Raw genomic sequence first — 23,299 nt, 5'->3', positions numbered from 1 at the left:
CTCCAATTACCTATGTTGCACCCGAGGCATGGGGATCCGGGCGAGTGTGACGAAGTGGGACATCCGGCTTCTGTGTGAGGGGCTCCCGGATCGTTCCCACCACCGTTCTGGGTGAGGAAGGCTAGGCCATTCGGGCGCAAGCCACCGCCATGGTGCATGGGTCGCGAGGTGGGCCGTCTACATGCACCGACTTGATCTGCGGGCCATGACGCGGCGGTTGAATGCGCGGGATTTCCCCTGAGGCTCGACGTGGAGGCCCAGGGCCTCGGATAGCCGCTCGGACCGAAGCATCGTCCGGTTTCCGGCCACAGCACGCACCGGAACGTGAAGAAGAACGGCCACACTTCCGATGGTGGTTGGTGGTCTTGCTACACCTATCCGTACTGCGCCATGATTAGCTGCTCGCGTCTTGTCAACGTCGAATCCGGGACAATGGAGCCGGAGCCACCACAATCAGAGACTTCCGGTCGGATCGGCGGGGTCGAAGTTCAGCCGGCCCCGTGCGGGCTTATGAAATTGTAACGACCCGGTCAACCGCGGTAATTCCTTGGGATCACTATCGACAATATGCTGAGCGCGACGAGTAAGCTATCGGCGATCCAGAGTTTGGCAACGCATAAACAACGTCCTTCTGAACCACACTTGGTCATAAGGGTTGCGCCTCGCGATCGAAGCGGTCTCGAATCAAATCGGTGATAGCCTGGTGCGTCGTCTTTCGGTGAAGGGGTTGTCAGCGCGGGTCTTGGCCGGGGATGGATTCGTGCTAAGACGGTGACGACCGATGACGCAGATTGCGGTCCGTTGATTCAGCTGAATGCCAACTGTAGTTCGCAAAAATACCTCTCGTTATGTGAAGTTCATATGGTGGTCTGTTGCTCGGGAGATGTACGACGTAAGTCGCTAGATCAGAGTTTCCCACCGTCTTGAGATTGATTATCTGGCACTGCATCATGAAGGTTCGCCGTTCTGTTCGATTGAATGGTATACCGAAATTGAATGACCTTCTCCGGATTTAGCTTCTGTCGTTCAAATATGGCTGTGATTATGACGATCGCCCAGTAGTCATTCTTGTTGTGGAGGACGATAGCGTCGTCGATCCCAGCGCCAACGGCGCGGCTGCTGGTGTCGAATTGGGAGACATCGGTTAACAGTGGGCGGCGACTTTCACCCTTCTCGATCATCGCGACGTGCTTGATGTCAAGGGGGTCACGGTAGGCGTACACACTGGAAGTTCCTCGCGGTGAAAGTTCCAGGGTGAATTGGCACGACCCTGTGCCAATCGTGTACATTCCACTATTCTGGGAATAGATGAATTCTACGTCACCTGTGAGTCCTGGGCTGTGCCAGCGGAGTGGAGAGTTGCGGATCTCAAGCCTAGCTTCGATGTCGCTCTTTCCCTCAAAAGGGTTTGGCCCTAGGGTGGGGACGATATCCACAGGGGCGTTGTGGATGTCGCGTATTAGGCGTTCATACGCCGCTTCCATGGCTTGGTCATCTCTGAAATCAAGCCATAGTCTCCCACCTAGGAATGCGGGGAGAAGGGGTGGGGCTGTAGGATTATTACGAATAATTGGTATGACTTGATCGGAGTGCATTGATTCGTAGAGTCTGGTGGAGAGCATCTGCGCTTCTACGCCTGTTCCACCTTTGCGCTCGTCAGCTTTTCTGGCATAGCTCGCAGAAATTACAGCCACTACTCGGTACGAGGCATTAGCTGCCTTTTCCATGAAGTGAGCCAAATTCCCGCCGAGCGTGACGTCCCAACGATCCAGACACACATCTACTCCATCGGCGCGCAGGCGCGTTGCAAGTGCCAACACCCAGTCTCGGTGTTCTTTGTCGTCATGGGAGTACGACATGAAGACGCGGGGTGCAACCCGACTGGACTGTTGGCTCACTTGGCCATTCTCTCAGATTGCGCATTCCCATGGAGCCGCGTGAAGGGATTCTCGGTCCACCTTGTCGCCAAGACGGTGGTAACGCCTGCCGGCACATGCTCTATGCGCTCTTCCTTGCAGGGGCGGTATGGGGGGAATAGTGGCGACCGACCGAAGTTGTTGAACTGCTTCCGCTTGGGGCCAGTTTGTCAGGCTTGTGAGTCGGTCGAAGCATCGTGGCTTTGAGCGGAGGGGGCCGGACCACAGGGCCCGACGCTCCCAACTCGCACTCATCCCCTATGCACTGGGACAGCCGAGGCGTCTCAGGGCAGGAGCGGCCGGGGTTGCCGGCAACCACATCGTGATCCGGATCGGTGGGGACGGGCCGTTCGTCCTGATCGCCCACCTTCAGCAGGGATCGCTGACCGTCAGCGCGGGGGACATGGTCCATCGCGGCGAGCCGATCGCGTCCTGCGGGAATTCGGGGAACAGCAGCCAGCCCCACGTGCATGTCCAGGCCACCGACACTGTCCAATGGGACCGTGCCGTGGGGCTCCCGATCGCGTTCGACGCGGCCGGGAACCCGGTGCTCCCGGGGGAGTCGCAGATCATCCGTGCCGGATGAACAAGCAGGTGTCTGGCCGCATCTCCCGGGGCGCCCGGGCACGGTGACCTCAGTGCTTGTCGTGCACCGTGACGGCATATCCATCGGGATCGGCAAAGGTGAACGTGAGTCCGAAAGGCCCCGCAGTCGGGGGTTGGAGGATCTTGACGCCCGCGTCCGCAAGCGCGTCGTGCAAGGCCTGCACATCGTCGCCGAGCAGCCACAGGGCAACGCCCAGGCCGGGCCGTGACGGCTGGTTGAGGTCAACGCCCGGCAGCGGCTCGCGCAGCGCAAAGGGGATGGGTGAGGTGGCGAAAACCACGGCGCCGGGCGGCGAGACGGGCGCGCGATGAAGGCCCAGCTGGGTCTCGTAGAACCTTGCAGAGCGATCAAGGTCGCGTACCTGAAGGGCGATGAAGTCTGGTCCGGTGACGGTCATGGTGCTTCTTCCTGAGATGGATGTCAGTGCCCTGACATGGACACTATATGTCAAAATACTGACATGGATCAAGATGTCATGGGTATCGGTCGGCAGATCGGTTGCCAGCTGAAGGAAGTCCAGGCCGTGTTGCGTGCCCGGATGGACGAGGTGCTTCGCCCCCTTGGGCTGACGACGCCGCAATATGCCTGCCTCACTGCGCTGGAGCAGACTCGAGGGGCGTCGAACTCCGAGCTTGCCCGACGCGCCTTCGTCACTCGCCAGACGATGAATGTGTTGCTTCGTGGCCTTGAGGCGAGGGGTCTGGTGGCCCGGGCTGAGGAGGCGCCCCATGGCCGCGCCCGTCCGGTATCGCTCACAGGCGAGGGGTCCGCACTGTTGATTCAGGCTGCGGAAGCCGTCGGGGTAGTTGTGATGCGCATGGTGGGGTCGTTGGACGATGCGCAGCGCACGGACCTCCACGATGCGCTGAACAGCTGCATTGAAGCGCTGCGCTGATCAGAGTTACGCCCTTCTGTTCGTGTCTGGTGAGGGTCTCGAGGGATCGTCCACGGAATCGGTGTACGATAGTCGCATGACTGTTGAACTGATGGGGGGCTCGTCATCCACTGACATGGAGGACGAGGCGCGGGTGAAGGTGTTCAAGGCCCTGTCGGATCCCATCAGGCTCCAGATCATCCGCTATCTCAACCAGGTGCATCGCGGCGTGACGTGTGGGGAGATCGGCGGGGTCGTCGACATCAGCAAGTCCGCCGGGTCGTACCACTTCAAGGTGCTGCGCGAAGCTCGCTTGACCATCACCCGCAAGGAGTCCCGGGAGAAGTACGTCTCGCTCAATTACGAGACCCTCGACAAGTACCTGACCAGGTTCTTCGACACGCTGTAGTCGGGACCCAACTCTCATCCAGCAAGGGAGGAGTGGCTCATGCCGCTCTATAGTTCAAAAGAAGTAGAACAATTGAACTGGAAGGGTGTCGTCCGAGGCGACGACCGGACCACCACAGGGCGTGTGCCTCCGACGAGCGGCCAGCGCTGGGTGCTGGCGCTCACCTCGCTTGGATTCTTCATGGCCATGATGGACTCGATGATCGTCACCACTGCGTCCACGGCCATCCGCGCTGACTTCGGGGCCACGGTCGGCCAACTGCAGTGGATGCTGAATGCCTACAACGTTGCAGTCGCCGCCTTCCTCTTGATCGGCGTGGCCCTCGGCGCCAGGTTGGGCTACCGGCGCATGTATGTCGTCGGACTCATCGTGTTCGTCGTCGGCTCGGTGGTCGCAGCCCTGTCGCCGACACTCGACGTGCTCATTGCGGCACGGGTGGTGCAGGGGATCGGTGCCTCGGTGATGACGCCGATGTCAATGGCCATCCTCACCAGCGCATTCCCCGCCGCCACAAGAGGTCGGGCACTGGGCATCTGGAGCGGCGTCGGGGGATTGGCGCTCATCATCGGACCGGCCCTGGGTGGCGTCATCGTCTCCACCTGGGGATGGAACTGGATCTTCTGGATCAACGTGCCCATCGGCCTTGTGGGGGCCTATTTGTCATGGCGCAGGCTGGCCGAGTCTCACGTGGGTGGCGATTGGCCGCACCCGCTCGATTCGGTGCTGGTGGTCGCTGCCTCGGGCGCCATCGTGTGGGCGCTGTCGGAATCGGTGACGCATGCCAGCATGGTCCCGCCGACAGTGGTCGGTGCCCTCGGCATCCTGCTGGCCGTGGCATTCATCGTGCACCAGCACCGGGAATCGACTCCCATGGTGCCGCTCGGCCTGTTCCGGTCGTCGGCCTTCAGTGGCGGCGCAGTGGCCACTTTCCTGCTCTATGCGGCCATGTACGGCGTGGTGTTCCTGCTGCCCCAGTACCTGCAGGCGGTGACCGGTGCGAGCGCACTGCGCGCCGGACTCGAATTGCTTCCGTGGACGGGCACATTGGTCGTCTTCTCGCCGTTGGCAGGTCGCATCGTCGACCGCTTGGGTGAACGACTCGTGGCGCTGGTGAGCCTGCTGCTCCAGGCCGTCGGGTACCTGTGGCTCGCCCTCAGCCTGTCGCCCGGAGCCCGTTACAGCACGATGGTCGCGCCGCTCGTGCTGTCCGGGATGGGCATCTCCATGGCGGGGCCCGCCCTGCAGAAGGCCGTGCTCGGCGCGGTGGACCGGACGCAGACCGGAATCGCCTCGGGGGTGTTCAATATGTTCCGCCAACTTGGTGGCGCGATGGGCACAGCCATTGCCGTGATGGTCTTCACGGCGTTCGGCGCCATGGCCCCGGTCGGCCGGTTCGCTGCCGGGTTCAGGGCGGCGATGGTCGCCTCGGCGGCGCTCGTGGCGGCCGGTGCGATCAGCGCCCTCGACCTGCAATCACTGCGTCATCGGCCGTTGCCAACGTCCTGAACACCAGCCTGTGGCGGGCGGTTCACCGGTACGCTGACCCACGGATCTGCCGACCCCGTTGGCGATCCGACGGGCGCGATGACGGCGTCCGTGCAGACAGTCGCAGGCGGCCAATGCCTGGGGCGGAACAGGATCAGCGTGACTCACCACGGCTCAGCACCCGACCCCTCCGCGACGTCAGATGCGCCGGCTGCGACAACGGTCGAGCCGCTGTTGGTGCATCCCCGGACCATCCGCAAGGCGATCACCGGCACCGCCGTGGGCAACTTCATGGAGTGGTTCGGCTTCGGCATCTACGGATACCTGGCGGTCACCATGACCACTGTGTTCACTTCCGGGGTCGAGCGGTCGGCCGGCCTGCTCATCACGCTGTTCGGCTTCGCGGTGAGCTTCGTGGTGCGTCCCATCGGCGGGCTGATCCTCGGGCCGCTTGGTGACCGCATCGGACGCAAGAGCGTGCTGTTCCTCACCATGGCGCTGATGGCCATCGCCACGACCCTCATCGGCGTGCTGCCCACCTCGCAACAGATCGGCCTGTGGGCGATCGTGCCCCTCTATCTGCTGCGCCTGGTGCAGGGCTTCTCCACCGGCGGCGAATACGCCGGGGCCACCACCTATGTGTCGGAGTTCTCACCCGACAAGAAGCGCGGCTTCTACTCCGCCTGGCTCGACGTCGGCTCCTACATCGGCTTCGCGGCCGGAGCCGGGGTGGTGGGCCTGGTCACCGTGATCGTCAACCACCTATCGGGGCCCGATGCCATGCTCGACTACGGCTGGCGCATCCCCTTCCTCAGCGCCCTGCCGCTGGGCGCCGCGGCGATCTACTTCCGGATGCGCATCCCCGAGACGCCCGTCTTCGAGGAGGAGTCCGATGAGCTCGACGCCGAGTTGAGCGTCGCCGCTGCCGACGATCCCATGGCCCGCCACGGCGTGCTGGGCATCATCCGCCACCACTGGCGTCCGATCCTGGTGTGCATGGCGCTGGTCTCGGCCACGCAGTGCTCGGCCTATGCCCTCACCAGCTATATGCCGACTTACCTCGAGGAAGAAGTGGGCGTCGGCAACCTGATGGCAGCGCTCGCCACCGTGCCCGTGCTCATCGTGCTGTCGTTCGCGCTGCCCTTCCTGGGCCGGCTCAGTGACCGGATCGGGCGCAAGCCCATCTACTGGATCGCGGTGGTGCTCACCCTGATCACCATGGTTCCCGCGTTCGCCGTGATGCGGATCGGCACCGAGGCTGCCGTGCTGGGTGCGCTGTTCATCGTCGCGGTGCCCACCTCGTTCTACCTGGCGGTCTCGGCGTCCGCGCTGCCGGCCCTGTTCCCCACTGCAACCCGCTTCGGTGCGATGGGCATTGCCTTCAACCTGGCGGTGTCGCTGTTCGGCGGGACGACGCCGCTGATCTGCCAGTGGCTGATCCAGCTGACCGGAAACCCCTATATGCCGGCGTTCTACATCATGTTCTTCGCGGTGATCGCGGGCATTGCACTGGTGCCGATGAAGGAGACCGCGGGCCAGCCCCTCATGGGTTCGGCTCCCGTGGTCGAAGCGCCCGAGGATTCCCCGATCCCTGCCTGACATCACCCGTCCCGCGGCACCCGGCTCGGCATCGGCCGACGCGCTACGGCTGCTCGCCACGTGGGTGGGCGTCGGTCAGCCGGCCGAAATCGGCTTGTCCGCGGCGGTCAGGTCAGCGAAGGCCTCGTCGAGGGCACGTGCCAACGAGGGGCTCTCGTGCAGTGCCCAGCGTTCCCAGGCGACCTCCAGGGCGGCCAGGCCGGCCATCGCGGCGGTATGTGCACGGTCGGCCGGCACGCCATGACCCACCAGTGCCGCGGTCAGCGAGGGCTCCAGCTGCAACCGGCGGAAGCTCAGGCGGGCACGCAACGACGGGGTCGCATGGATCATGCGTAGCTGGTCGAGCTGGGAACTCGTGGCGCCGCCCACCCCGGCGAGGCTGTGGCGGAAGGTGCGTTGCAGCAGGCTCCAGCAACTGTCGTCGGGGCGCAGGTCAAGGTCTGCGAGCACGGCCCCGAAATCAAAGTTGGAGCCCTCGACGCTGGCCAGCGCCGCGTCCTCCTTCGAGCTGAAATAGCGGAAGAAGGTGGCCCGTGAGATGCCGACGGCACGCGCGGCCTCCGCGACCGTCACGTCGTCGAACCCGCGCGCGACGAACACCTCGCTGAGCGCTTCGGCGAGGCGTTCACGGAACATCTCGCGGCTGCGGTCGCGCACTCGGGTTGGCATGGCGCCAGCGTAACACCACTTGGGACTCGGTCTCAGGGGTGATACTGTCTCTCACGGATGAGACGCAGTCTCACTCCCGAATTCCTGACCGACTTCTCTCGGAGGTTCAGAATTGACTGAACTTGAAAGCACCCGCAGCACCGTCGCGGGGCATGGCGCACGCCACCCCGGCGTGATCGTGGCGGTCCTGGCGTCCGCGGGCCTGGTGGCCTCGTTCATGCAGACGATCCTCATTCCCATCCAGAGCTCGCTGCCCGAACGGCTGGCGACCACGCGTGACAACACCGCGTGGGTGATCACCATCACCCTGCTCGTCTCGGCGATCTGCACGCCCATCTCGGGCAAGCTCGGCGATATGTTCGGCAAGCGCCGCATCGCCCTGATCCTGCTCAGCCTGCTGGTCGCCGGCTCGGTGGTCGCCGCAGTGTCGCCCTCGGTCGGCCCCCTCATCGTGGGGCGCGGATTGCAGGGCATGGGCATGGGCGTGATCCCACTGGGGATCTCGCTGCTGCGCGACCTGTTGCCACCACAACGCCTCGGGTCGTCCATCGCCTTGGTCAGCGCCACGCTGGGCGTGGGCGGGGCCATCGGCCTTCCCATCAGCGCCTTCGTCACCGAACACTTCGACTGGCATGTGCTGTTCTGGGTGGCCGCGGCAATGGGTGCGATCGTCGTTGCCCTGATCGCCTGGCTCGTGCCCGACGCCGGGGTGCGTACCGGCGGTCGCGTGGACGCGGTGGGCCTGATCGGCCTGGCGCTCGGGCTGGGTGGCGTGCTGCTGGCCGTCTCGCGTGGCAATGAATGGGGCTGGATCTCTGGCACGACCCTCGGCCTGCTCGGCGGTGGCCTGGCAGTGCTGGTGGTCTGGGTCATCCTCGAACTGCGGATCCGCGAGCCACTCGTTGATATCCGGGTGGCCGCGCGTGGGCCCGTGCTGATGACCAACCTGGCCTCCATCGCCATGGGCTTCGCACTGTTCGCGTCCAGCATCGTGTTCCCGCAACTGCTGCAATTGCCCGAAGCCGTGGGCGGCACCGGCCTGCCCCTGTTGAGGGCCAGCCTGATCCTGGCGCCCTCGGGGCTGGCAATGCTCATCATGTCGCCGGTGGCGGGGCGCCTCGAGAAGGTCTGGGGCCCCAAGGCGCTGCTCGTGCTCGGGGCGGCGATCATCGCCGCAGGCTATGTGTTGGCGGCCTCGCTGCACCTGCATGCCTGGCATGTGCTGCTGGTCAACGGCCTCATCGGCGTGGGCACCGGCCTCGACTATGCGGCGATGCCGACGCTGATCATGCGTGCCGTGCCCGAATCGGAGACCGGCGCCGCCAACGGGCTGAACACCCTGATGCGCTCGTTGGGAACCGCGGTGGCCTCCGCGGTGGTGGCCAGCGTGCTGGCCTCCATGTCGTCCACGGTCGGTGGCCAGTCGATCCCCTCGGCTGACGGCTTCCACATGGCGCTGATCCTGGGCCTGGTGGCGGCAGCGGTCTGCGCGGCGATCGCGGCCTTCATCCCGACCCGCCGCAAGGGCAACGAGGTGGCCGACCAGGCTGCCCGCGTGCTCGCGCAACATGACGGCGAACTGGCCGGGGCAAGGGCCTGAGCCGCTCGCAACGCACCCGGTGGCGTCGGTGGGGAACGGATATATCCGGCCCTGCCGGCGTCACCGTGCGTTAGCGCATGAATCATCGCGCACGCTGCTGATCCGGGATCCGGAACTGCCGCGCCGGGCGCTGTGATGATGACAAGATCCAAGGGTGGCAAACCTAGACATTGATCGTCTCGCGGAGACGTTGCGCCCCCAGTACAAGGCTGTCGTCGCGCGCAACCCCGGAGAATCCGAATTCCTACAGGCCGTCTACGAGGTGCTGCTGGGCGTCGGCCCGCTCGCCGGCAAGATCCCGGCCTATGCGCAGTGGTCCGTGATGCAGCGCATCTGCGAACCCGAGCGGCAGATCATATTCCGCGTCCCGTGGATCGACGACAAGGGCGTGGTGCAGGTCAACCGCGGCTTCCGCGTTGAGTTCAACTCGGCGCTCGGCCCCTACAAGGGCGGCCTGCGCTTCCATCCCTCGGTGAACCTGTCGATCATCAAGTTCCTCGGCTTCGAGCAGACCTTCAAGAATTCGCTCACCGGTATGCCGATCGGCGGTGCCAAGGGCGGTTCGGACTTCGACCCCAAGGGCAAGTCCGAGAACGAAATAATGCGTTTCTGCCAGTCGTTCATGACGGAGCTGCAGCGCCACATCGGCGCCACCACGGACGTCCCCGCCGGCGACATCGGCGTGGGTGGACGCGAGATCGGCTACCTGTTCGGCCAGTTCAAGCGCATCCGCAACCAGTACGAGTCGGGCGCGCTCACCGGCAAGGGCCTCACCTGGGGCGGCTCGCAGGTGCGCACCGAGGCCACCGGCTACGGCCTGGTGTTCTTCGTCGAGGAGATGCTCAAGGCCCATGGCCAGGCGCTCGACGGCAAGCGCGTGGTGGTCTCGGGTTCGGGCAATGTGGCGCTCTACGCCATCCAGAAGGCCCAGCAGCTCGGCGGCAATGTGATCTCCTGCTCCGATTCGTCGGGCTATGTGGTGGAGGAGTCGGGCATCGACTTCGACCTGCTGCGCGAGATCAAGGAGGTGCGCCGCGGGCGCGTCTCCGACTACGCCACAGAACGCGGGGCGTCGGCCACCTACGTGGCCGGCGGCAGCATCTGGGATGTGCCCTGCGACCTGGCGCTGCCGTGTGCCACGCAGAATGAGCTCGACGAGACCGGCGCCAAGGCGCTCATCAAGAATGGCGTGCAGCTCGTGGCGGAGGGCGCCAACATGCCCACCACCCCGGAGGGCACCGACCTGCTGCGCGACGCCGGCATCCTGTTCGCACCCGGCAAGGCGTCCAACGCCGGCGGTGTTGCCACCTCCGCCCTTGAGATGCAGCAGAACGCCAGCCGCGACACCTGGACCTTCGAGTACACCGAGAAGCGCCTGGAGGACATCATGGTGGGTATCCACCACCGCTGCCTGGGCACCGCCGAGGAGTACGGCGTTCCCGGTGACTATGTGGCTGGCGCCAACCTGGCCGGCTACATCAAGGTTGCCAATGCCATGGTCGCCATGGGTGTGATCTGAGTCATCCGTTCGGCCGGAAGGGTCGTGCCCACCGTTGGTGGGTGCGGCCCTTTTGCGGGTCTTCTCAGATGAGGGTGTAGGTCGGCCGGGCGCGTCGGTCCGCAGATAGACGTCGAGGTCTCCCGACGATGGAGGTTCCTACGCCATCCATCCGAAAGACCTCGACGTGTCCGACGCTACCCCGCCGGCCGGCTTCGGCCGCCCTGACCTGACCGCCTTCGCTCGACTCGACGGCCTCGGTCTGAGCGTGACCGGACAACGACTTGAACCGGATCGTGCGGTCCTCGCGTGCCGCGTGGTGGAACCAGATCAGTGGTGCCGACGGTGCGGCAGCGAAGGCGCTGCTCGTGACACCGTGATCCGGCGGTTGGCCCACGAGCCGCTGGGCTGGCGACCGACCGTGCTGGAAGTTGTAGTGCGCCGCTACCGCTGTGCCGACTGCGGACACGTGTGGCGCCAAGACACCAGCGCCGCGGCGGAGCCACGCGCGAAGCTCTCGCGCACCGGGCTGCGGTGGGCGCTGGAAGGGATCGTGGTCGCACACCTCACCGTCGCCCGTGTCGCCGAGGGACTCGGGGTCGCGTGGGACACCGCCAACAACGCGGTCCTGGCTGAAGGCAAGCGGCTGCTGATCAACGACCCCACGCGGTTTGAGGGCGTGAAGGTCATTGGCGTCGATGAGCACGTCTGGCGCCACACCAGGCGTGGCGACAAGTACGTCACCGTGATCATCGACCTCACCCCGGTCCGCGATGGCGCCGGCCCAGCAAGGCTGCTGGACATGGTCGAGGGCCGGTCGAAGGCGGCGTTCAAGACCTGGCTCGCCGACCGCGACGACGCCTTCCGTGACGCGGTCGAGGTGGTCGCGATGGACGGCTTCACCGGGTTCAAGACCGCCGCTGCAGAGGAGATCCCGGACGCGGTCACGGTGATGGATCCCTTCCACGTCGTGCGCCTGGCCGGTGACGCCCTCGACAGGTGCCGGCGCCGGGTCCAACTCGCGATCCACGGGCACCGTGGGTTCAGGGACGACCCGCTCTACAAGTCGCGGCGCACGCTGCACACCGGCGCGGACCTGCTCACCGACAAGCAGAGCGACAGGCTACGCGCGCTGTTCGTTGATGACGCTCACGTCGAGGTCGAGGCGACCTGGGGTGTCTACCAGCGCATGATCGCCGCCTATCGCCACGAGGACCGGCAACGTGGCCGCGAGCTCATGGAGAAGCTGATCACCGACCTCAGCGCCGGCGTCCCCAAGGTGCTCACCGAGCTCACCACCCTGGGCCGGACCCTGAAGAAGCGAGCCGCTGACGTGCTCGCCTACTTCGAACGACCCGGCACCAGCAACGGGCCGACCGAGGCGCTCAACGGACGGCTCGAACACCTGCGCGGCTCCGCACTCGGGTTCCGCAACCTGACCAACTACATCGCCCGAAGCCTGCTCGAGACCGGCGGCTTCAGACCCCAACTCCTACACCCCCGATTGGGATGAGCCCCTTTTGCATGCTCCGGGGCGGAATCCGGCCAGCGGAGGCGGGACGGGGAACCACCGGGCGTCCAACCGCCTCAGCGTCCGGGCGCAGTCCCCAACGCCTTGGCAAAGAACAGGGTTGCGTAGGGATTGTCGTTGTACCGGTCGATTCGGTGATAGCCGCGGTGTTCGTACAGGCCCACGGCGTGGGTCAGTAGGTCGCTGGTGTCGAGCAGGGCCCTGGTGAAGCCGTCGCGTGCCGCCTGCTGTTCGACGTGGGCCATCAGCCGATTGGCCACGTCCATCCCGCGGAAGTCGGGACTCACCCAGAGCTTCTTGATCTCGGCGTCGGTGGGGCCCAGAGGCCGGTAGCCGCAGTATCCGATCGCCTGCCCGTCGTGCAGTGCCGCCACGTAGTACTCGTCGGGTCCATAGCTCTCCTGTCCGCTCGGGTCGAAACCACCGGGAAGGCTCGTCTGCAGTTCGGCGAAGTACAGGCCCAACAGGTGATGGCCCAGCGCGGAGTCGGGTGGGGCAGGGGTGAAGCTGATCGACAGCGACGTTGACATGGTTGTGAACCTAGCCCGATGCCCGGGGCGGCCGACCATGGTTTCTCATCGCGGAGCGGTCACCACAATCCACCGAGGAACAGTCCCAGCACGGCAGCGGCGCCCGCGACCACCAGCGTGGCGACGTCGAGGCCGATGCCTGCGCCCGGACGCCCACTGAGCATGAGCCGCACGACCTCCACATTGGCGGTGCTGAAGGTGGTGAAGCCACCCATCATCCCGGTGCCCAGCACGACGGTCAGCGGGGCAAGGCTCGCGTACGCTGCGGCCAGTCCGGTGAGCAGCCCGAGGCCGAACGACCCCAGGACGTTGATGGTGAAGGTGCCTGCCGGCACACTGCGTGACCAATGTCGCGCGATCAGGCCGTCGAGTCGGAAGCGGCACCAGGCACCCACGCCCCCGGCGACGAACACTCCGAGCCACAGCAGGGGAGCGGTGATGTTCATGGGCGCACCGTCTCGCCGGCCGTGCGGGCCATCCGGTCCGCCACCACGATGCCGAGCCAGACGCAGGCGATACCGCCCAGCAGGCTCGCGAACAGATAGCCCAGGGCCATCCAGACCCTTCCCAGCTGCATCAGCGACAGGGTCTGGACGATGAAGGTGCTGTAGGTGGTGAAGCCACCGATCACCCCGGTGCCCACGCCCAGGCGCACCCGGCGGCGCCAGCCCTCGTCGGGTCCGGTGAGCACCAGGAACCGTGACAGCCAGCCCAGCGCGAGGGCCCCCACCAGGTTGATCGCCAGGATCGTCGTCGGGAAGCTCCCGGCATGGTCGGGGGCCACGGTGCTCAGCGCAAAGCGGATCGTCGCGCCGAGCCCGCCACCCACCGCGACGAGCAATCCGCCGGGCCAGCTCACAGCAGCGGCTCCTTCCAGTCCACGACCGACACCGGCACCAGGATCACCGGACGATGCTGGTGATGGGCCAACTGGGTGCCCACCGAGCTGCGCAGGAACTCCAGGGGATCGCGCCGGCGGCCGCGTCCCTTCGCGCCGATCAGGAACGCCGAGGCGTCCACGGCACGTGCCAGGTGGGTGAGTGCCCGATCCGTGCGTCCGGCAAGGTAGCGGAAATGCCAGGTGACGCCGCTGCCGTGGCACACGCGGGCGAGTTCGGCGGTCAGTGCCTTCTCGCGGTCGTGCCAGGAGTCGTCGGGAAGGTCGGAGTCGAGCTCGGTGTGGCGCACGGTGCCATCGGGATATTCAGCCACCGTGATGCGCGTGGGATCGGCATAGCCGATGTACAGCTCGGCGCCCAGGCTTGCGGCCCAGCTCAGGGCGGTGCGCACCACCAGCTCGGAGGTGCCCGGTTCCACCCCGACGACCAAGGGATGTGAGGCGGGCGCGACGATGCGCTCGACGCTTGGCTGGGGCACCTGCTTGGCCATGGGAAATCCGATCCGGGGCAGCATCCGCCCCACGACATGGGACAGGAATCATCAGCCGGACGGCGGTTCGGGCCGAGGCCCAGGCGGAATCCATCGCCGCGTTCATCCTAGCCCCGGCCACGCGATGACCGCTGCCGGCCAGCTCGGCGCGGACGCCTACTCGACCAGTTGTGCCTCGTGGACGGCGACCCTGTCGGCGGGGCCGGCTGCGTGCACTGCGAACACATGCGCGGGGGTCCATTCGCGTGCCAGGTAGGCGTCGGCGACGGCCCTCTTCACGGCATCAAGGGCAGCCACCGGCACGAGCGCGATCGCCGAGCCACCGAAACCGCCGCCGGTCATCCGCGCGCCCAGTGCTCCGGCGCCGCGGGCCGCCGCGACGGCCAGGTCGAGTTCGGGGCTGCTCACCTCGTAGTCGTCGCGCAGCGAGGCGTGTGATTGGTTGAACAGCTCACCGACCTGCTGGAAGTCGCCGTGTTCCAGGGCGTCACAGCACTGCCTCGTGCGGGCGATCTCGGTGACGACATGGCGTACGCGACGGCGCAGGGTCTGGTCGCTGAGCCTCGACAATGCGTCGGGAAGCTGCTCGGAGGTGATGCGTCCCAGCAGGTCCACGCCAAGTTCGCGGGCGGCCTGCTCGCAATTCGCGCGGCGGGCGGCATACTGCCCATCGACCAGTGCGTGCTTGGCGCGCGTGTCGATCACCAACAACCGCAGGCCGTGGGCCGCCACGTCGAAGGGGATCTGGCGCACCCGGGCGTCATGGCCGAAGTCGATGAGCAGGGCATGGCGTGGCAGGCAGCGCAGGGAGGCCGTCTGGTCGAGCCCCCCGGTGGGTGCACCGACGATGTGGTTCTCGGCGCGACGGCACGCGTCGACCAGCGTGACGCGGGATGCGTCGCTGTCCAGCAGGCCGAGGTTGAACAGCCCCGATGCCGCACCGCCTGCGGCGCCCTCGATGGCGGCCGAACTCGACAGTCCGGCGCCGATCGGCACATCCGAGGTGGTGGCCAGGTCGAGTCCATGCACTGCGAAGCCCCGCTCGCGCAGCGCCCAGATCGTGCCGGCCACATAGCCCAGCCAGCCGCCGGGAACCCCCGGTGCCACGTCGTCGAGGCTGACCTCCGCCTGCTCGTCGAAGTCCAGGGACGTGACCCGCACGATGTCGTCGTCGCGGGGGCCGGCGGCCGCATAGGTGCGTTGGGGCAGGGCGATCGGCAGGCATAGGCCGCCGTTGTAGTCGGTGTGCTCGCCGATCAGGTTCACCCTGCCCGGAGCTGCCCAGACGCCGGTGGGGGCGTGGCCGAAGATCTGCTCGAAGCGTTGCGCTGCAGTGTGTGCGAGCTGGCTCATGGTTGCTCCTCAACGGCGTCGTTGGCGTGTGCGTCGGCGGCGACCTGCACAGCGCCACCCACGAACAATGTTAGCGAGAACATCATCCACTGTATGCCGGGATTTTACGTCGCGGCCACGCACGACGCGGCTGCCGCTCTGCATTCGGGGCCTGCCGGCGGCGGGCCGGTGTGGTCGCCGCCTTCATAGCTCGGATCGTTGACGCCCGGGACCACGTGATGGGTACCTGTTCGCAACCTGCGGCAAGGCTCTAGCCTTGGGCCATGAGCGAGACACCCAGCGAAAACGGGCCTGTTGAGCCCGCGCGGCATTTGTTGGCCGATAACGGAGTTGTGCCGAACAGCGCGCTGCCAGCACTGGTCTACAAGCAGGCCGCGCCCCAGCGCAGCGACCTCGATGATTGGTTCCGCACGACCTTCGCGGAGAACCGTTGGGTGGGTGCGCGCGACGACATGCTCAGCGACACCGACCATTACCACTCCACTGCGTTCGCCGTGTTCGGCGTCGTGAGCGGTTCCGGCGAGGTCGCCCTGGGGGGATCGGGTGGCGTGGAGATCGCCCTGAACGCCCGCGACGTGGTGGTGCTGCCGGCGGGGGTCTCATGCCGACGCGTCTCCGGCGACCTCCGGGTGATCTCGGCCTTCTTCGAGGAGCCGCATCCCGACACCCTCACTGTGGAGCCGGTCGAACATGACGCGGCGGCCGAGCGCATCAACAATGTCTCCCCGCCCGATGTTGACCCCATCTACGGCGACAACGGGCCACTCGACCGGATCTACGGCTGAGTCTCCCCGTTCCCGCGCAGCAGACCGGGATCAGCGCGTGGGGTCGGCAGGATCCGTCCCGGCGGGGCCATCCGCCTGCGGGTGAGGGGCCTTCGCCGGACGCGGGGCCCTTCCCGGACGGGTGGCCGGCGGGATGAGGGGCCTGGCCGAGTAGCTGCCCGGCGCATCGAACAACACGCCCGAGCCGTCCAGGGCCGCATCGGAGAGCCGCTTGGGGGCGAGCCAGTAGGCCAGGTGGAAGACCACGACCGTCACCAGGGTGCCCAGCGCGATGCCGCCCAGGGTGAAGCTGTCGCTGAACTTCAGCGAGACATCGCCGACGCCGATGATGATGCCGGCAGCCACCGGAACCAGGTTCACCGGGTTGGCGAAGTCAACCCGGTTCTCCTTCCAGATCTTGGCCCCGAGCAGGCCGATCATGCCGTAGAGCACCACGCAGATGCCGCCGAGCACACCACCGGGCATCGCCGAGATCACTGCGCCGAACTTGGGGCTCAGGCCGAACAGGATGGCAACGATCGCGGCGACCACATAGGCGGCCGTCGAGTACACGCGGGTGGCGGCCATCACGCCGATGTTCTCCGAATAGGTGGTGGTGGGGCCGGCTCCGGCCAGCGTCGCGAGCATCGAGGTGGCGCCATCAGCGGCGATGGCGCGGCCCATCTGGTGATCGAGGTTCTTGCCGGTCATCTCGGCGACCGCCTTCACGTGACCGGTGTTCTCGGCGATCAACGCGATCACCACCGGCAGCGCCAACAGGATGAACGCCAGGTGGAACGACGGCAGGTGGAAGCCCACCACATTGGAGGCGGGGAAGTGCGCGACGCCATTGGCGTCCATGGAATAGGTCCACGTGGCCAGATCGGTCTTCGGGGGCAGTCCGAACCAGTCCGCCTTGGCGACACCCGACCAGTCGACGCGCAATACGTCGGTGGCCTGCCCGTCGACGACCTTGTGCATCGGGCCGAACACCACGTCCTGCAGCCAGCTGATGAGATAGCCGATCACCATCGACAAGAAGATCGCGATGCGCGACAGGAATCCGCGCGGCCCGACCGACAGCGCCACCACGACGATCATCGTGATGAAGGCGGTCCACTGGTCCTGGGGCCAGTAGTTCTTGGCCACCACGGGGGCCAGGTTGAACCCGATGAGCATGACGACGGCGCCGGTGACCACCGGCGGCAACACCTTGTGGATCACCCGTGAGCCGGCGAAGTGGATGATCAGGCCACACATGAACAGGGTGAGGCCCACCACGAACAGGGCACCCGAGACGTCATTGGGCTTGCCGCCGGCCGCATAGATGGCGGTCGCGACGCCGGGGAAGGCCGCCGAGGAACCCAGGTAGCTGGGCACCTCGTGCTTGGTGACGATGATGAAGATGATCGTCGAGATGCCACTCATCATCACCGCCAGCTGCGGGTTGAGCCCCATCAACAGGGGGAAGACGAAGGTGGCGCCGAACATTGCCACCACATGCTGGGCGCCGAGCCCGATCGTCTTTCCCCAGCTGAGCCGCTCATCAGGGGCCACGACCTCGCCCGGTTTGAGAACACCCCCGTTGTGCAGCTTCCAGATCATTGTGCCTCCCGCTTTCCGTGCCTGGTCCGCGGGACAGTGTAGGGGTAGGCGGCCCGACTACGGGACAGCGGTCCATGGCGTTGTCACACCGCACTGGAGCGGTGCCGGCGTGCGGGGGTGGTCAGCCCACGCGCGAGGTGGCCCAGGCCATCGCCACGGCGGCCACGACGCAGAAGATGCCGACGCCGATATTGAGCGGCAGACGATAGGTCAGCACGCCGATGTACTCGCGCAGGTAGGCGCCCGGCGCGTAGTACCAGGCGGTGTGGGCCCCGGTGACGAACACGTCGTCCAGGCGCAGGTCGGCGGCCAGCACGTCGGTGCGGGTGGTGTGGTACGAGCTCGTCACGGCCAGCATGGGCCCGCCGATGCCACGCTCCCGCAACAGCCTGGTGGAGTTCACCAGGTTCTCCCGCGTCGAGCGGGAGCGGTCCTCCACGATGATGCGCTCATCGGGCACTCCCCGCGATGTCAGGTATTCGGCCATCGCCTCGGCCTCGGCACGGGGCTCGTCCGAGCCGCGTCCACCGGAGACCACGAACATCGGACGACGTCCCTGCAGTGCCTCCTCGGCGCTCACCTGCAGGGCGCGGTCCAGGCGCGACGCCAGCAGCGGCGGCACCTTCCCGTTGATCAGTCCGGAACCCAGCACGATGAGCACATCGGGGTCGGGCACGCGGCGTCGGCCCCCGAACAGGGCGCGCACCACGAACTGGGCCAGCATCACCACGAGGAAGGTGCCCAGGTAGGTGCCGATGAAGGTGACCAGGGTGAACAGGGCCATCGACCACCAACGGTCGTTGCGTGCCAGCGAGGCGGTGACCCCCGGCAGCAGGAGCAGGGCGATGCCCGCCGCCAGCACGAGCAGTCCGGTGCGGGAGCGGATGCCCTCGCGGCGCAGCACGATGAGGCCGTCGATCACCAGCAGCAGGGGGAGCATGCCCATCGCGGCCAGCCATGCCACCAGCAGCACGCCGGCGATCACCAGGAAGATGGTCTGGCCGCGCTCACCGAACATCGGGCTGGCCGTGACCAGGGTGACCAGCAGCCAGAAGGCGGCGATCAGCAGCAGCACGGCGCAGCGCAGGCGGCGCGGATCGCGGCGGGCGGTGACCCACAAGGCGATCAGGCTGGCCACCGTGAACACGGCCGCCGTGACGAACAACACCCACAAGCCATCGGACATGGTGCATATTGTCGCATTGCCGCGGGTCCGCGCCATGCGGGGCGGACGATCAGATCCAGCTACGGAACCACATGCGCAGCAGCCACTGCCGTCGGGTCATCAGCTCGTCGGTGAGGATCGGATAGATGAACATGAAGTTCGCGATGATGATCACGGTGGCCGCGGTGACGATGATGGCCCCATTGCGTCGCCGGCGCGGTGGGGCGTCGGAGGGCCCCAGCACCTTGCCCAGCACCATCGCCAACACGGTGGCGGTGAAGGGGATCATCATGATCGCGTAGAAGTAGAACGTGGGACGGTCGGCGTTGGGGAACCAGCCCAGCCAGGTGGTCGCGGCGGCGATGATCGGCACGCCGAAGCGCCAATCGCGTGCGCCGATCCAGATGAACAGGGCAATGATCACCGCCAGGGCGGCCATCCACCACAGCATCGGCGTGCCGGCCCCCGACACCACGCGCAGGCAGGTGTCGCCCACCGCCTTGCAACCGTCGTCGCCGGGCTGGATGTCGTTCACCGCGTCGATGCCGATCACCCGTCCGATCACCGGCCAACCGAAGGGGTGGGCCTGGTAGGTGTGGGTCTGGGAGGCGATCCAGTCGCCGGTGTGGAAGGCGTAGATCTCCTTGTGGTACTGCCACAGGCTCGCCAGCGGCTTGCCGATCAGCTTCACCAGCGGATCGTCCGGATGGGAGGCGCCCCACTGGCGGTCATAGCCACCCTGGGTCACCAGCCAGCTGATCCAGGTGAGCACGTACACCGGCACGGCCACGACGACCAGTTGGACGAATGCGGCCAGGCCGTCGCGCCACACCGCATGCCAGGCCCGGCGTCCGGCACCGGCGGTGCGCCGTGCGCTGCGGTCGTAGATGACGGTGAGGATGCCGAACACCGCCAGCACGTACATGGCGTTCCACTTGCAGCCGCAGGCCAGCCCGAACAGCACGCCGGAGGCGATCAACCATGGCCGGAACAGCAACAGCGGACCATAGGAGCCGCCCAGGTTGAGCAGGTTGTTGGCGCGCAGGTGCTCGGCCAGCCGATGTCTGAAGTGGTCGCGGTCGACCAGCCAGGCCGAGACCGCCGCCACGGTGAAGAAGGCCTCGAAGATGTCCAGCAGGGCGATGCGGCTCATCACGAAGCTGAGTCCGTCCACGGTGATGAACAGTCCGGCCAGGCAGCCGATGAGCGTGGAGCGCGACAACCTGCGCGCCATCCTGATGACGATGCCGATGAACAGGGCCCCGAAGACCAGTGCCGCGAAGCGCCAGCCGAAGGAGTTCATTCCGAACAGCTTCTCGCCGGCGGCGATGAGCCACTTGCCCAGTTGCGGATGCACGATGAACGAGGCATTGCTCTGCCACAGGTCAGTGCTGCCCGTGGCGATCCTTGCGTCCGCGGTCGACGGCCACGCCCGCTCATAGCCGAAGTGCAACAGCGACCAGGCGTCCTTGGCGTAATAGGTCTCGTCGAACTCCAGGCGGTTGGGTCGCCCGAGGTTCACCAGGCGAATGAGGAACCCGACCACGACGAACGCCGCCGTGAGGATCCAACTGCGCCACCGGTCGCGCTGCAGGATCGTGGCGTCGTCGAGCTTGTCGATCGTCGACATCAGCAACCCGCCGCGACGAAGTGGCCGGGTCGGTGCTTCTGGTGCCGGCGCAGGGGCGGGGGGCAGGGTGCTCACGTCGACATCTTAGAAGTGCCGGCCATGAACCGCCCGGGTGTCGTGCGGCGTGGGCTGTGAACATGGGGGGAGAACATCGTGGTCGTCCCGTTCGGGCGCAATGTGCCGCCGGACGCCCGCTGCGCGCTCGCCACCTCGTGGGTGGTGCTGGCTACGCTGTTCGGCAGGCGTCCCGGCCGGCGGATCACGACGGGGCGACGTGAGGAGGGGCAGTGGACCGTTATCGCATCGAGGTGGCGCGGCCTGCGGCATCGCCGGCGGACGCCTTCCTGCTCGGTAACGGCAACCTGGGCGTGGCAGTCCATGGCGCGCCCGGCACCGAGACCCTCGATCTCGGGCTGGACTCCTTGTGGTCGGGTGGCCCGCTCGACGCGACGCCACGGCGCGCCCCGGGGTTGGTGGAGGCGCTGCGGGCGGCCATCGTCGCCGGGAACTCGCCGCGCACCGAGCAACTGGCCCGGACCATGCAACATCCTGTTCCGCCCACCCCGGCACTGCAGCAGGACGGGCGTCGCGACAGCCCCCAGCCGCTCGGCTCCCTGCGGTGGGGATATGCCCCCGACGTCGCCGACGCCCCGCATGGCTACTCCCGCGTCCTCGACCTGTCGAGGGCCATCGCCACGACGCGCTTCGGGACGGGCCGGCGCGGGACCGGCCAGCTCGACTGCTTCGTCAGCGCGCCCGACCACGTGCTGTTGGCCGATTGGATGGGCGCGGCCCACGAGCTGGTGGCGCCGGAGTTCGACTGCCCCCACCCCTGCGAGCGCCAGCTGAGGCGCCGCGGGGGACGCATCTGGTTGACCGTCGCCGGAAGGGCCCCCGTGGAGGCGCCCGCGGATCCCTCGTACGCCCGTCGGGCCACTGCCGTGCACTACGGCACCGACGCGCCCGATGGCGAGGGGCGGGTGCCGGCGGGCATGGCGTTCGCGCTCGTGGTGGCAGTCGAGACGACTGCGTCCGGCAGCAGGCTCGTGGCAGCCGCCCGCGATGGATTCCTGGGATGGCAGACCAACCCGATCGGCGATCCCGGGCCGCTGGTGCGAGCCGCCCGCCAGCAGGTTGACGCCGCACTCGCCATGGACAGCGAGTTGCTGGCTCGACGCCATGTGGCCGACCATGCGGCCCTGTTCGACCGCGTCGACCTTGACCTGGGCGCCGGGGATGGCGCTGCCCGCGACGAACTGGCCTTCCACCTGGGCCGGTCACTGCTCATCGCCAGCACGCGCCGGACGAGCTCCATGCCGACCAGCGGCAGCCTGTGGGCGACCACCAGGTCCGCGGACACCGGCGATGCCCTCGAACGCAGCGGCGGCGGGCTGGCGCCGCTCGCCCTCGACGTGGTCGGGCTGGGGGAGCTGATGGACCCCGTCGAGCAGGCGGCAGGCGAACTCGTCACCGCGGGGCGCGCCACCGCCGCGAACAGCTATGGGTTCGCCGGGGCCTGCGTCCACGGCACGCCCGACATCTGGCGCCATGGCGCACCCGGCGAGGGGCCCACCGATCAGGCCAACTGGCCCTCGGCGCTGCTGGGCCTCATCGCGCCGTTGTACCGGCACGCGGCGCACGGGGGTGACCGTGGGGCGGCGCTGGAGGCGCACCGTGCAGCCGTCGAGTTCGTGCTCGATCAGCTCATCAACGGTCCCGATGGCGCGCTCCTGCCATGTCCGTCGACCTTGCCCGGGAGCCTGTGCCTGGGGCCCGATGGACGCCTGGCCGGCGTCGGTGCGGGATCGTCCTTCGACCTGTCGCTGGTGCGCCAGAGCCTCGAGCACTATGTGGAGCTGGTGGGTGCCCGTCCCGGGTCCGCCGATGCGGCGATGGTTGCCCGCGCCCATGCGGCACTGGCCGGCCTTGCCCCGCTCCCGGTGCGTGCGGGGAGGCTGCGCGACTGGCCCCGGGGACGCCGCCCGGCCGACGGCGGCGCCGGCCTGCTGCGTTCCCTGCACGGGGTGTTCCCGGGCGAGGGCATCTCGCGGCGCCGCGATCCCGAGCTCTTCGATGCCGCCCGCCGCACGTTCATCGCCCGGACGGGATCCCACGGGGACGGGGCGTGGGGCGAGGGACTGGTGCGCCGGTTGGGCCTGGCCGCCCGCCTGCGCCTTCCCGACGAGGCCGCCGCCGTGTTGGACGAGCTGGTGGGTGGGGGCAGTTCGGCGTCCCTGCTCGCCCTGCGCGATGCCGGGGCCGATTCGGATGCCGGGGCTGGTTCCGATGCGGGGGCCGGGCCACGTCGCTCGCTGCCCGCGGCGATGGCTCTGTCCTGGGCGATGGTCGAGCTGCTGGTGCAGGTGGCCGACGGGGTGGTGGCGCTCCTGCCGACCCTCCCCGCGCGATGGCCGGATGGGCGGGTGGCCGGTGTGCGGGTGCCCGGCGACCACTCGATTGCGCTGAGCTGGCGTGGCGGCGCCCTGCGTGAGGCGACCGTGGCTGCCCGGCGTGACGACGTGCTGGCCCTGGACCTGCCCCGCGGTGAGTTCACGGTGCGCGATGCGGCGGGCGCAGCGGTGGACGCCACCCGGGTGGGCGGAAGCGACCCCGGGCGGATGCTCGTCTCCTTCCCCGCCTCGCGCGGGCAGACATACACCGTTTCCGCCCTGTGA

At 67.2% G+C, this 23,299-nt stretch carries 21 protein-coding genes and 1 riboswitch; of the genes, 10 read left to right on the top strand and 11 right to left on the bottom strand.

What is annotated here, in order from left to right:
• Window positions 1-905 precede the first annotated feature (905 nt).
• On the bottom strand, window positions 906-1,898 hold the full coding sequence (locus tag RM25_RS12330; protein ID WP_080774528.1) for a toll/interleukin-1 receptor domain-containing protein: 993 nt from the start codon (window positions 1,896-1,898) through the stop codon (window positions 906-908).
• Window positions 1,899-2,094: 196 nt separating this feature from the next.
• Here RM25_RS12330 and RM25_RS12325 point away from each other — a divergent pair, with 196 nt between their 5' ends.
• Entirely contained in the window at window positions 2,095-2,502 is a 408-nt protein-coding gene (locus RM25_RS12325) for a M23 family metallopeptidase (RefSeq protein ID WP_080774527.1), read from the top strand.
• Between the two features lie 49 nt (window positions 2,503-2,551).
• On the opposite strand, the gene RM25_RS08275 is transcribed toward RM25_RS12325, so the two are convergent.
• Complete coding sequence (locus tag RM25_RS08275; protein ID WP_013161636.1) at window positions 2,552-2,920, bottom strand: VOC family protein; 369 nt, start codon at window positions 2,918-2,920, stop codon at window positions 2,552-2,554.
• Between the two features lie 63 nt (window positions 2,921-2,983).
• Between RM25_RS08275 and RM25_RS08270 the strand changes: the two genes are divergently transcribed.
• The 4 genes from RM25_RS08270 to RM25_RS08255 all read left to right on the top strand — a co-directional run bounded on the left by RM25_RS08270 (window position 2,984) and on the right by RM25_RS08255 (window position 6,890).
• The gene (locus RM25_RS08270) at window positions 2,984-3,418 is read left to right on the top strand and encodes a MarR family winged helix-turn-helix transcriptional regulator (protein ID WP_013161635.1); all 435 of its coding nucleotides are present in this window, start codon (window positions 2,984-2,986) and stop codon (window positions 3,416-3,418) included.
• Between the two features lie 76 nt (window positions 3,419-3,494).
• On the top strand, window positions 3,495-3,806 hold the full coding sequence (locus tag RM25_RS08265; protein WP_044636300.1) for an ArsR/SmtB family transcription factor: 312 nt from the start codon (window positions 3,495-3,497) through the stop codon (window positions 3,804-3,806).
• Between the two features lie 123 nt (window positions 3,807-3,929).
• Entirely contained in the window at window positions 3,930-5,312 is a 1,383-nt protein-coding gene (locus tag RM25_RS08260) for a DHA2 family efflux MFS transporter permease subunit (RefSeq protein WP_036941753.1), read from the top strand.
• A 138-nt stretch (window positions 5,313-5,450) separates the two neighbouring features.
• Window positions 5,451-6,890 carry an MFS transporter gene (locus tag RM25_RS08255; protein ID WP_052809165.1) on the top strand — a complete coding sequence of 480 codons (1,440 nt, stop codon included), beginning with the start codon at window positions 5,451-5,453 and terminating at the stop codon, window positions 6,888-6,890.
• A gap of 75 nt (window positions 6,891-6,965) precedes the next feature.
• On the opposite strand, the gene RM25_RS08250 is transcribed toward RM25_RS08255, so the two are convergent.
• The gene (locus RM25_RS08250; RefSeq protein WP_013161631.1) at window positions 6,966-7,559 is read right to left on the bottom strand and encodes a TetR family transcriptional regulator; all 594 of its coding nucleotides are present in this window, start codon (window positions 7,557-7,559) and stop codon (window positions 6,966-6,968) included.
• A 112-nt stretch (window positions 7,560-7,671) separates the two neighbouring features.
• Between RM25_RS08250 and RM25_RS08245 the strand changes: the two genes are divergently transcribed.
• From RM25_RS08245 to RM25_RS08235, 3 genes are all read left to right on the top strand, one after another.
• Window positions 7,672-9,159: an MFS transporter gene (locus RM25_RS08245; RefSeq protein WP_080774526.1), complete on the top strand. Its 1,488-nt coding sequence runs from the start codon at window positions 7,672-7,674 to the stop codon at window positions 9,157-9,159.
• A 154-nt stretch (window positions 9,160-9,313) separates the two neighbouring features.
• Complete coding sequence (gene gdhA / locus RM25_RS08240; RefSeq protein WP_013161627.1) at window positions 9,314-10,678, top strand: NADP-specific glutamate dehydrogenase; 1,365 nt, start codon at window positions 9,314-9,316, stop codon at window positions 10,676-10,678.
• Window positions 10,679-10,844: 166 nt separating this feature from the next.
• The gene (locus RM25_RS08235; protein ID WP_026138135.1) at window positions 10,845-12,170 is read left to right on the top strand and encodes an ISL3-like element ISPfr2 family transposase; all 1,326 of its coding nucleotides are present in this window, start codon (window positions 10,845-10,847) and stop codon (window positions 12,168-12,170) included.
• Window positions 12,171-12,244: 74 nt separating this feature from the next.
• Here the strand turns inward: RM25_RS08235 and RM25_RS08230 are convergent, their stop codons facing one another.
• The 5 genes from RM25_RS08230 to galK all read right to left on the bottom strand — a co-directional run bounded on the left by RM25_RS08230 (window position 12,245) and on the right by galK (window position 15,460).
• A complete protein-coding gene (locus tag RM25_RS08230) occupies window positions 12,245-12,718 on the bottom strand; it encodes a GNAT family N-acetyltransferase (protein WP_013161626.1) in 474 nt (157 codons plus the stop codon).
• A 59-nt stretch (window positions 12,719-12,777) separates the two neighbouring features.
• On the bottom strand, window positions 12,778-13,164 hold the full coding sequence (locus RM25_RS08225; protein WP_013161625.1) for a fluoride efflux transporter FluC: 387 nt from the start codon (window positions 13,162-13,164) through the stop codon (window positions 12,778-12,780).
• On the bottom strand, window positions 13,161-13,577 hold the full coding sequence (gene crcB / locus RM25_RS12775; protein WP_013161624.1) for a fluoride efflux transporter CrcB: 417 nt from the start codon (window positions 13,575-13,577) through the stop codon (window positions 13,161-13,163). The genes RM25_RS08225 and crcB overlap by 4 nt, the downstream gene beginning before the upstream one ends.
• Window positions 13,574-14,107, bottom strand: coding sequence for a universal stress protein (locus RM25_RS08215; protein ID WP_036941861.1), 534 nt, complete (start codon window positions 14,105-14,107; stop codon window positions 13,574-13,576). Before RM25_RS08215 ends, crcB begins: the two co-directional genes overlap by 4 nt.
• A gap of 35 nt (window positions 14,108-14,142) precedes the next feature.
• Window positions 14,143-14,214, bottom strand: a riboswitch (Fluoride riboswitch).
• A 49-nt stretch (window positions 14,215-14,263) separates the two neighbouring features.
• Window positions 14,264-15,460: a galactokinase gene (gene galK, locus RM25_RS08210; RefSeq protein WP_044636298.1), complete on the bottom strand. Its 1,197-nt coding sequence runs from the start codon at window positions 15,458-15,460 to the stop codon at window positions 14,264-14,266.
• 332 nt (window positions 15,461-15,792) lie between these two features.
• On the opposite strand from galK, the gene RM25_RS08205 reads away from it, so the two are divergent.
• Window positions 15,793-16,245 carry a cupin domain-containing protein gene (locus RM25_RS08205; protein WP_048733736.1) on the top strand — a complete coding sequence of 151 codons (453 nt, stop codon included), beginning with the start codon at window positions 15,793-15,795 and terminating at the stop codon, window positions 16,243-16,245.
• A 30-nt stretch (window positions 16,246-16,275) separates the two neighbouring features.
• Here the strand turns inward: RM25_RS08205 and RM25_RS08200 are convergent, their stop codons facing one another.
• The 3 genes from RM25_RS08200 to RM25_RS08190 form a co-directional block, all read right to left on the bottom strand.
• A complete protein-coding gene (locus RM25_RS08200; RefSeq protein ID WP_036941747.1) occupies window positions 16,276-17,829 on the bottom strand; it encodes a uracil-xanthine permease family protein in 1,554 nt (517 codons plus the stop codon).
• 121 nt (window positions 17,830-17,950) lie between these two features.
• Window positions 17,951-19,015 carry a YdcF family protein gene (locus tag RM25_RS08195; RefSeq protein ID WP_044636297.1) on the bottom strand — a complete coding sequence of 355 codons (1,065 nt, stop codon included), beginning with the start codon at window positions 19,013-19,015 and terminating at the stop codon, window positions 17,951-17,953.
• Between the two features lie 49 nt (window positions 19,016-19,064).
• Complete coding sequence (locus tag RM25_RS08190) at window positions 19,065-20,624, bottom strand: dolichyl-phosphate-mannose--protein mannosyltransferase (protein ID WP_044636296.1); 1,560 nt, start codon at window positions 20,622-20,624, stop codon at window positions 19,065-19,067.
• Between the two features lie 287 nt (window positions 20,625-20,911).
• Here RM25_RS08190 and RM25_RS08185 point away from each other — a divergent pair, with 287 nt between their 5' ends.
• Window positions 20,912-23,299 carry a glycoside hydrolase family 95 protein gene (locus tag RM25_RS08185; protein ID WP_044636295.1) on the top strand — a complete coding sequence of 796 codons (2,388 nt, stop codon included), beginning with the start codon at window positions 20,912-20,914 and terminating at the stop codon, window positions 23,297-23,299.

The organism is Propionibacterium freudenreichii subsp. freudenreichii (assembly GCF_000940845.1).
In the GTDB taxonomy this organism is placed as follows: domain Bacteria; phylum Actinomycetota; class Actinomycetes; order Propionibacteriales; family Propionibacteriaceae; genus Propionibacterium; species Propionibacterium freudenreichii.
The sequence above is the reverse complement of the archived record's forward strand: the minus strand, read 5'-3'. Positions and strand labels throughout refer to the sequence as shown.